The organism is Amycolatopsis sp. La24 (assembly GCF_029087445.1).
Classification (GTDB): domain Bacteria; phylum Actinomycetota; class Actinomycetes; order Mycobacteriales; family Pseudonocardiaceae; genus Amycolatopsis; species Amycolatopsis nivea.
In genome coordinates, this window is record NZ_JARACH010000088.1 from 21651 (window position 1) to 30471 (window position 8821).

An 8821-nucleotide genomic window follows, 5' to 3' on the forward strand; every position below is an offset into this window, starting at 1 on the left:
ACCGTGCGGCGACTGCACCACTCTGAGCCGCCCGGCTTGGCTAGATCAGCCAACCGCCGGGCGGCGGCAGCTGCGTGATCTCGAAACGCACCCGCCAAGCCATGCCGCCCAACTACCACCGACCAGCAACCGCGCAATCCCGAACCGCACCCGACAGGCCAGCCGCCCGGAGGAAACCGCCGCGCTGGGAGCGAGCGAATCCCTTCCGCTGACCGACGTCCGCGCGAGCCCGAACCGCACCAGCCGGGCTAGCACCGCCACGCGGGCTGCGAGCCGGAAGAGAACGAATTCCCGCCGCCGGGAGGCAACCACGCAATCGCGAACGACACGGTCAGGCCAACACAGGCAGCCGCCAGGCAACAACCGCGCAATCGCGAACGACACGGTCGGGCCAGCACAGGCAGCCGCCGGGCGACAGCGGAGCGGTCCTGAACAGCGTCGGACGGGCCAGCACTCCCAACCGCAACTGGCATCCGTGCGATCCCCAACCGCGCTGGTCAGCGCAACACACCCGACTGCCAACCGGCAACCGCGCCGTCTCAAACGACACCGACCGGACCAGGCCAGTACAGACAATCGCCAACCGCGGGCAGGCGGATTCCCGCGGCCAAACGCCGCCCGCAACCCAACCGGCAACCGCTGCCGACGTCCCCTGGCTGATGGCCGCGAGCAGGCGAACTCCGCCCCGACAGCCGCCCCCAACCCCAGCCACCGCGGCCAACCCACCGCCCGCACAGCGCAACAACCTCAAAAAAGCAGCTGCGCCACCGCGTAAATCACCAGCCCAGCCAGCGCACCCACCACGGTCCCGTTGATCCGGATGAACTGCAGATCCCTCCCGACCTGCAGTTCGATCTTCCGGGACGTCTCCTCGGCGTCCCACCGCTCCACCGTGTCCGTGATGATCGTCGTGATCTCGCGGGAGTAGTGGGTCACCAGGTAAACCGCCGCGCTCTCGACCCAGCCGTCCACCTTCGACGTCATCGACGGGTCGTCCACCAGACGCTTGCCGAGCGACTCCAGGCCGCCGCGAACCCGCTGGCGCAGTTCGCTGGAAGGGTCCTCCGCGGCGTTCAGCAGCATCTCCTTGGCCGTCGCCCACGCGTTGCCGATGAGTTTCTGCACTTCGCCGTGGTTCACGATCTGGCCCTTGACCTGCTCTGCCCGCTCCATCGTCTTCGGGTCGGTCTGCAGGTCCTGCGCGAACTCGCCGAGGAACTTGTCCAGTGCCAGGCGCATCGGGTGGTTGACGTCCGTCTTCACCGCCCAGGCGAAGGTCAGGACCTCGCCGTACACCTTGTCCGCCAGCATTTCGTCGACGAACTTCGGCGACCAGCTCGGCGCGCGGTCTGAGACCACGCGCAGCATCGTCTGGTGGTTGTCCCGGACCCATTCGTAGGCGCGGTCGCACATCAAATCCACCAGCTTGTGGTGCGCGCCGTCCTCGAAAACGCCCGCCAGGATCTTGCCCAGCGGCGGGCCCCACGGCTTGTCGATCACGCGCTTGACCACGGCCTGCTCCATGATCGCCTGCACGTCCTCGTCGCGGAGCACCGTGACCGCGCCGCGCACGACGGTCGCCAGTTCCGACGTCACGCGTTCCGCGTTGTCGCGCTGCGAGAGCCAGCCGCCGAGCCTGCTCGCGACCTCGACGCGGCGGAGCTTGTCGCGGATGACGTCGGGAGACAGGAAGTTCGAGCCGACGAACTCGCCGAGGCTGTTGCCGAGCGCGTCCTTCTTGTTGGGGATGATCGCGGTGTGCGGGATCCGCAGTCCGAGCGGATGCCGGAACAGCGCCGTCACCGCGAACCAGTCCGCGAGCGCGCCGACCATGCCCGCCTCGGCCGCGGCGCGCACGTAGCCGACCCAGCCGCTCCAGCCCGCCGACTCCGCCCAGCTCGTCAGCAGGAACACGATCGTCGCGCCGAGCAGGAAAGACAGCGCGACCAGCTTCATCTTCCGCAGGCCGCGCCGTTTCGCCTCTTCGCCGGCGGTGCCGCCGGGCGGATCCGCGGGCGTGACCTTGGCAGGGGTGAGTTGCTCCACACCGCCATTGTCCGTGAGGATGCGTTCTCGTGCGTGAACCAGCTCTCGTCCCCCGCCTCCGCCCGTTCACCTCGACGGTCTTCGCGGAGATGACCGCGCTCGCCGTCCGGCACGACGCGGTCAACCTCGGCCAGGGCTTCCCGGACACCGACGGGCCCGCCGGGATGCTCGAAACCGCGAAGAACTCCCTGTTCGGCGGCGACAACCAGTACCCGCCCGGGCCGGGCCGTCCGGAGCTGCGCGCCGCGATCAGCAGGCACCGCCAGCGCTACGGAGCCACTTACGACCCGGACACGGAGATCCTGGTCACCGCGGGTGCGACCGAGGCCATCGCGGCATCGCTGATCGCGCTGACCGAGGCTGGCGACGAGGTGATCGTGGTCGAGCCGTACTACGACTCGTACGCCGCCGCGGTCGCGATGGCGGGCGCGCAGCGACGCGTCATCGGGCTGGTCGAAACCGAGAACGGACAGCTCGAACTCGACCTCGACGCCCTCCGCGACGCGATCACGCCGAAAACCCGCGCGGTGCTGCTGAATTCGCCGCACAACCCCACGGGCACCGTGTTTTCGCGCGCGCAGCTGGAGGAAGTCGCGCGGCTGTGCGTGGAGCACGACCTCATCGCGGTCACCGACGAGGTCTACGAGCACCTCGTCTTCGACGGTGCCGAGCACCTGCCGCTCGCGTCGTTCCCCGGGATGCGCGAGCGGACCGTCGCGATTTCGAGCGCGGGCAAGACCTTCAACTGCACCGGCTGGAAGATCGGCTGGATCTGCTCGACACCGGAGCTGGTGGCCGCGGTGAAGGCGGCGAAGCAGTTCATCACGTTCGTCTCCGGCGGACCGCTGCAGCCGGCCGTGGCGTACGCGCTCGACAACGAGCTTGAGTGGGTCGAAAACCTGCGCGCGAGTCTGCAGGAGAAGCGGGATCGGCTTTCCGCTGGTCTCGCTGATGCGGGATTCGCAGTACGGCCGAGTGCGGGAACGTACTTCGTGACGGCTGACGTGCGTCCGCTCGGTTTCGAGGACGCCGCCGAGCTCGCTTGGACGCTTCCGGAACGCGCCGGAGTCGCCGCGGTACCCGTCAAGGTGTTCACGGATCACCCGGACGAGTGGAAACATCTGCTGAGGTTCGCGTTCTGCAAGCGCAACGAGGTGATCGACGAAGCCGTCGAACGCCTGCGGAAACTCGTCTGACGACTGGCGCCCGGGCCCGGTTCGCCCCTGCGGGAACGAGATACCGAGAGTGTCGCGGTGGCCGAAACATCGGGTCAACGCCCGAATTCGCGCCGCGGACGGGCCGCCCGGATGGCCGCATCTGGCCCGGTTGAGGCGACGCAGTGTGATCGACTAGGGCGGATCGGACACCAGAGCCGGTGCGGACGTTCCGCCTTACGGGGTGGATCGAGCGCGGGAGAGATGAAACACTCGCGTCCGGTGCTAGAAAGAGGGCAGCCCCGGGGGACCTGCGACCTGGCCGGAAGACAGCCCCAGCAAGATCAGTCTCGTGCGGTGGCACGAGCTTCAGGCGCGGACGGTGGTGGTGGCGTGACCGGCATGGCGCATTCGCGCGGCCTCGCACATCCCGTGGCGTCCGGCTTCAGTCCACTTGGGAACGCGGGTCCCGCGCTCCTCGGAATGGCCGACCGCGCTTCGAACCGCACCGAGCGGAACTCCTCTTTCGCGCGCGCGGGCGCGCGACGACGGCCCCGAGCCTGGGCTGCTCCGATCGCCCGGCCCGCCGCCCGGATCGCCGTCGCCGGCGGGCTCACCCTGGCCGGATGGCTGCTCGGCGCGGCGTTGTCGCAGGCGAACGCGGCGGCGGACGAGCACATCGACCGCCCGGCCGCTTCGGCTCCCGACACCGAACCGGAGCACCGCTACGCCGGAACGGCCACGTCCGGCACCCTCACCTGGGCCATGCCCGGCACGCAACGCGCCTCGCTCCACCGGTTCCACATCTCCGCCGACGACTACCGGCCGGACGTGAGCTTCCGTCCGGCCGCTGTGTCCGGCAACGGCCCGGGCCACCACACCAGCATCGCGGTGACCCGGCCCTCGACCAAGATCACCAAGCCAGCCAAGGCAAAGAGCCCGGGCGCGGCGAAACACCACGCACTGGCGAGCGATCCTGCGTCCGACGCGACCACGCAGCCGGTCAGCAGCCCGAGCAGCGAGCCCGGCCAGAGTTCGCCCAGCGCCGAACCCCAGCAGGGCCTGCCCAGCAGCCCGAGCAGCACCAATCCCGAACCTCAGCAAGGTCTGCCCAGCAGCAAGCCCAGCAGCGCCAATCCCGAACCTCAGCAGGGTTTGCTCAGCAGCACCAGCAACGAGCCCAGCCAAGGTTCGCCCAGCAGCCAGCCCGAGCAGGGCTTGCTCAGCAGCATCAGCAGCGAACCCGAACCGCAGCAAGGGCTTCTCGGCGGTCTTCTCGGCGGCACCAGCCACGATTCCGGCCCGGGCCTCCTGGGCGGACTCCTCGGCGGCACCGAAACCGGCCACCCGGGGCTCCTCGACGGCATCCTCGGAACCGTCAACGACACCGTCGACACCGCCCTGCACACCACGGTCACCTCGGTCGACACCGTGATCGACACCGCGCCGGTCCGGGTTGTCGAGCCGCCGGTCGACACGGTCGAGCCTGCTCCGGTCGCCAGCGGGTCGATCAGCGTCTCCGTCCCGGCGGGCAAGCTGGCGAAAGAGCCGGAAGCGCCGGTTGTCGTGCAGGTCAGCAAGCAAGCGCCGGTCGTCCACTCCGCGCCCGCCCGTGTCCTCGCCGCGCAGCCCGCCGCCAAGCAGGAAACCCAGCCCGCGCCGCCGGTCAAGGAACGCAGCCAGGCTGGCGGCGGCAGCAGCGGTGGCGGCGAAGGTCTTCCCTCGGCTCCGGCCGCGCCTGCCGCGCCCGCGTCGAGTGTCTCGCCGGGACACGACGGGCACGGCGGTCTGCGCCAGCTGTTCGCGCTGGCCGGCGACGGCGACACCGTCACTCAGCTCAAGCTCATCGGCGTCAGCCGCGACCACGAGGTCGACGGCGCGGGCAGGGACGCCGCCCTGCCGACCACCTCCCCGGACTGACCCTCCAACCGGTTATCCGGGGAGAGCTCCGTCCACCTCAAGATCAACTTCTTGATCGCGCGCGCCCGTTCGCTGCGCCGGACTCACCCCTTCGCACCAGTGCTACTTCGATCAAGGGGCTGAACCATGACCGCACTTCCCGACCGGCCGACCGCGCCCGGCCGGATCGGGTCCTGGTCCCGGCGCCGCGCTGCCCCCGCGGCGCCGGGACCCACCACGGGCGTGCTCCGGAGGCTTTCGCTCACCGCGCCGAGCAAAAGCCTGCGCCAACCGAAGCCCGCCTGAACCGAGGGCGCTTCCCGGCACTTCGAGGGGCTGTGCCGGGAAGCGCCTCGGACGATCGGCCGGTGCGCCGGACAGGTGACCGCCACCATCCCTGGAGTGGCTGGATCCCATCCGGTGCACCGGCTGTTCATTTTTCGGAGACAAAACCGCGCTAGGTCACCGCAATCCGTTCCGCGGGCACATCCGCGCAGCCGCGCACCGAAGCCGCCGCCGCGCTCACCCGCCGCACCGCCTCCGGCAATTGCTCGCGCGGCAGCCCGAACGGCAGCCGCAGCCAGCGTTCCAACCCGCCGTGCACCCCGAACCTCGACCCGGGCGCGATTTGGACCCCGTGGTTCGCCGCCGACACCGCCAGCCGCGTGCTCATCGGTTCCGGCAACCGGCACCACAGCGACAGTCCGCCGGGCGGCACCTGGAATGTCCACTCTGGACAGTACTTCCGCAGTGCCGCGACCGTGATGTCCCGTTGCTCCCGGAATTCGGCCCGGCGCCGGGCGAGCACGTCGTAGCCTTCCGGTTCGAGCAGCGCGGCCAGCACGAGCTGGTCGAACACCGGCGCGCCGAGGTCGACCGCGAACCGGGAGGACTGCAGTCGATCGAGCAAATCCGTCGACGCCCGGATCCAGCCCAGCCGCAATCCGCCCCACTGCGATTTCGCCGCGGATCCGACGCTCAGCACCAGATCCCCGCCGAACGCGGCCAGCGGCGGCGGACCGTCCACCGGATCGCCCTCGTAATCCAGTTCCACCAACGATTCGTCGACCACGACCGGCGTCCGCGACCGGGCGAGCAGCCCGCCGAGCCGTTCCCGTCCGGCCGCGTCGAGGCGCAGTCCGGTCGGGTTCTGGAAGTCCACCACGAGGTAGCCGAACCGAGGCGCGGCCTGGCGCAGCGCGGCCTCGATCCCCGGCAAATCCCAGCCGCGCACCGGATCGAGCGCGACCGGAACCGGCAACGCGTGCGTCGCGCGGACGGCGTCGATGGCGTTCGGATACGTCGGCTGCTCAAGCAGAACCCGGTCACCGGGCCCGCTCAGCATCCGCAGGCAGAGCACGAACGCGGAGTACGCACCGGACGTCACCAGCACCTGGTCCGGCGACGTCGGCAGGCCGCGCGCGGTGTAGCGCTCGGCGATCCGCTCCCGCAACCGCGGCAGTCCCCCAGTGAGATAGCCGTTTCCGCTGACGTACTCGACCAGATCACGCCGCGCGGTGTCGAACGCGGCCATCAGCCCAGGCACAGCGGGCGGCGCGGCCCGCGCGAGGTCGAGAAGGTCGTCCCGGACCGCCTCGGCCTCGTCGCGGTTGCCCACGCCCGCCACCCACGACCCAGCCCCGCGACGGCTGGCGACGAGACCGTCCGCGCGAAGCCGATCGAGCGCCGCCCCGATCAACGTGCGGCTGACCCCGAGCGCGTCAGCGAGTTCGCGCTCGGCGGGCAGCCTCGTGCCAATCGGCAACTGCCCGTCGAGCACGTGCAACTCGACCGCCGCGGCGAGGTCGGTCGCCCCCTGCCGGGAGCCACGCTGCCGCCACTCCCCCAGCAATATGGCCAATCGCCGTCCCGAGATGCGGCCGCCCAGAGGTTCCATAAGGCCAATTATCGCGCATTGGCCATGGCATACCAGGCCAGTTGGCGCCAATAGTGGAGAAGTGGCAGTTACCGACCTCAGTCCCCTCAGCCTCCGCCGAGCCCCCGCGCGCCGGGGTGTCCAACTGCTCGCCGGCCTCGCGCTCTACGGCGCGAGCATGGCCATGCTCACCCGCGCCCGCCTCGGGCTCGACCCGTGGGACGTGCTGAACGACGGCCTGACCAAGATCACCGGGCTGACGTTCGGCACGATCAGCGCCGTCGTGGCGGTGTTCGTGCTGCTGCTGTGGATCCCGCTGCGGCAGCGCCCCGGCATCGGCACCGTCGCGAACATCGCGGTGATCGCGGTAGCGGTGGACGCGGTGCGCGCCGTGCTACCCGACCAGCACGTGCTCGTCTGGCAGATCCTGATGCTGGTCGGCGGCGTCGTCCTGAACGCCGTCGCGACCGCGGTGTACGTCGGCACCCGCCTTGGCCCCGGCCCCCGAGACGGCTTGATGACCGGCCTGCACGCCCGAACCGGCTGGTCCGTCCGCCTGGTCCGGACCGGCATCGAGGTACTCGTCCTGGCCGCGGGCTGGCTGCTCGGCGGCGCGGTCGGCGTCGGAACCGTGCTGTACGCCCTCAGCATCGGCCCGCTGACTCAGGCACTGCTCCCGCTGGTCACTTGGCGCACCGGGGCGGACCAGCAAGAACAGCATTAGCGCTTGCCGACGGCCTGCCGGACCGCCGGATAATCGATCCCGCGTGCCGCGAGAAAGTCGGCCACCGGACCGCGCTGTTTCACGAGCGCGAGCAGCAGGTGCTCCTGCCCGAGATGCTTGTCGCCGAGGTCCTGCGCCTCCCGCACGCTCATCTGCAACGCGTTCTTCGCGTCCTCAGTGAACGGCAAGTGATTGCGCCGCGTGGGCCGGCTCGCCTGAGCAAGCGCACCCGGCCCGTGCGTCTGCTCGACCCGCTCGACAATCTGATCAACGTCGATGCCGAACTCGGTGAGCGCCTCGGCATCGGCATCACTGATCCCGCCGCGGCGGCGCACCCGGGCAAGCTCAGCGAAGACGTCCTCGCGCGACACCCCGAGATCTCGCAGCAACCGCACGGCCTCGCCGTCCTCGATCCGCGCCAGCCCAGCGAAAACCGCCTGCGCGGAAATCTCCCGAGCCCCCGCCTCATGCGCCGCGGCCTGCGCCTCGACCACCGCTCTCCGGGCGTCATGGGTGAACTTCTCGAACATCAATGCCTCCCGTACTTCTTGTGGACGGCCTGCCGGCTGACCCCCAACTCGGCCGCGATGTCCTGCCAAGACCAGCCGTGCATCCGCGCACTGCGCACCTGCACCGCCTCCAACTGCTCAAGCAACCGCCTCAACGCAGCCACCGCCCGAAGCCCCACCCGGGGATCCCGATCACCAGCGCGAGCGGCCAAATCCGTCGCTTCCGTCATGATGTCAATCTAGGTTGACACGCGGCGCCTGTCAACCCGAGTTGACATGGCGCGTGAGCCAGCGACGCGCCCCAATGCGGCATTGGGTGCGTCAGATGCACCGAACGCCACATTGGGTGCGCCACATGCACCCAATGCCACATTGGGGCGCTAACCCCCACCCAAACCGCAACCGCAGCACCCAACCATCAAGGCACCCAGCCGCACCGATGCACCCAACGAGCGAGGCACCCAGCCCCTCCCCCAACCCCGATACGAAGCCTCCCTGCGGTTCGGGGGTGCTTGTCAAGGCATCTTTCCCGCCTTGACAAGCACCCCCGAACCGTCAGCACAATCAAACTTCGGGGTGCCCCACGCAACCACCAAGCGATGTCGCCGCCAGG

7 protein-coding genes are annotated in these 8821 nt (G+C 69.8%); 3 read left to right on the top strand and 4 right to left on the bottom strand.

What is annotated here, in order from left to right:
- Positions 1–747 precede the first annotated feature (747 nt).
- Entirely contained in the window at positions 748–2046 is a 1299-nt protein-coding gene (locus PUT80_RS43075) for a DUF445 domain-containing protein (protein WP_037807530.1), read from the bottom strand.
- A 29-nt stretch (positions 2047–2075) separates the two neighbouring features.
- On the opposite strand from PUT80_RS43075, the gene PUT80_RS43080 reads away from it, so the two are divergent.
- Both PUT80_RS43080 and PUT80_RS43085 read left to right on the top strand, forming a co-directional pair.
- A complete protein-coding gene (locus tag PUT80_RS43080; protein WP_037807528.1) occupies positions 2076–3242 on the top strand; it encodes a pyridoxal phosphate-dependent aminotransferase in 1167 nt (388 codons plus the stop codon).
- A 441-nt stretch (positions 3243–3683) separates the two neighbouring features.
- A complete protein-coding gene (locus tag PUT80_RS43085; RefSeq protein ID WP_275295566.1) occupies positions 3684–5120 on the top strand; it encodes a hypothetical protein in 1437 nt (478 codons plus the stop codon).
- A 436-nt stretch (positions 5121–5556) separates the two neighbouring features.
- Here the strand turns inward: PUT80_RS43085 and PUT80_RS43090 are convergent, their stop codons facing one another.
- The gene (locus PUT80_RS43090) at positions 5557–6996 is read right to left on the bottom strand and encodes a PLP-dependent aminotransferase family protein (protein ID WP_275295567.1); all 1440 of its coding nucleotides are present in this window, start codon (positions 6994–6996) and stop codon (positions 5557–5559) included.
- Positions 6997–7057: 61 nt separating this feature from the next.
- Between PUT80_RS43090 and PUT80_RS43095 the strand changes: the two genes are divergently transcribed.
- Positions 7058–7699, top strand: coding sequence for a membrane protein (locus tag PUT80_RS43095; RefSeq protein WP_037807523.1), 642 nt, complete (start codon positions 7058–7060; stop codon positions 7697–7699).
- On the opposite strand, the gene PUT80_RS43100 is transcribed toward PUT80_RS43095, so the two are convergent.
- Together PUT80_RS43100 and PUT80_RS43105 are read right to left on the bottom strand one after the other, a co-directional pair.
- Entirely contained in the window at positions 7696–8229 is a 534-nt protein-coding gene (locus PUT80_RS43100; protein WP_037807521.1) for a Clp protease N-terminal domain-containing protein, read from the bottom strand. The two genes, PUT80_RS43095 and PUT80_RS43100, sit on opposite strands and share 4 nt — an antisense overlap.
- A complete protein-coding gene (locus tag PUT80_RS43105; RefSeq protein ID WP_009071860.1) occupies positions 8229–8438 on the bottom strand; it encodes a hypothetical protein in 210 nt (69 codons plus the stop codon). Before PUT80_RS43105 ends, PUT80_RS43100 begins: the two co-directional genes overlap by 1 nt.
- Between the last annotated feature and the right edge of the window lie 383 nt (positions 8439–8821).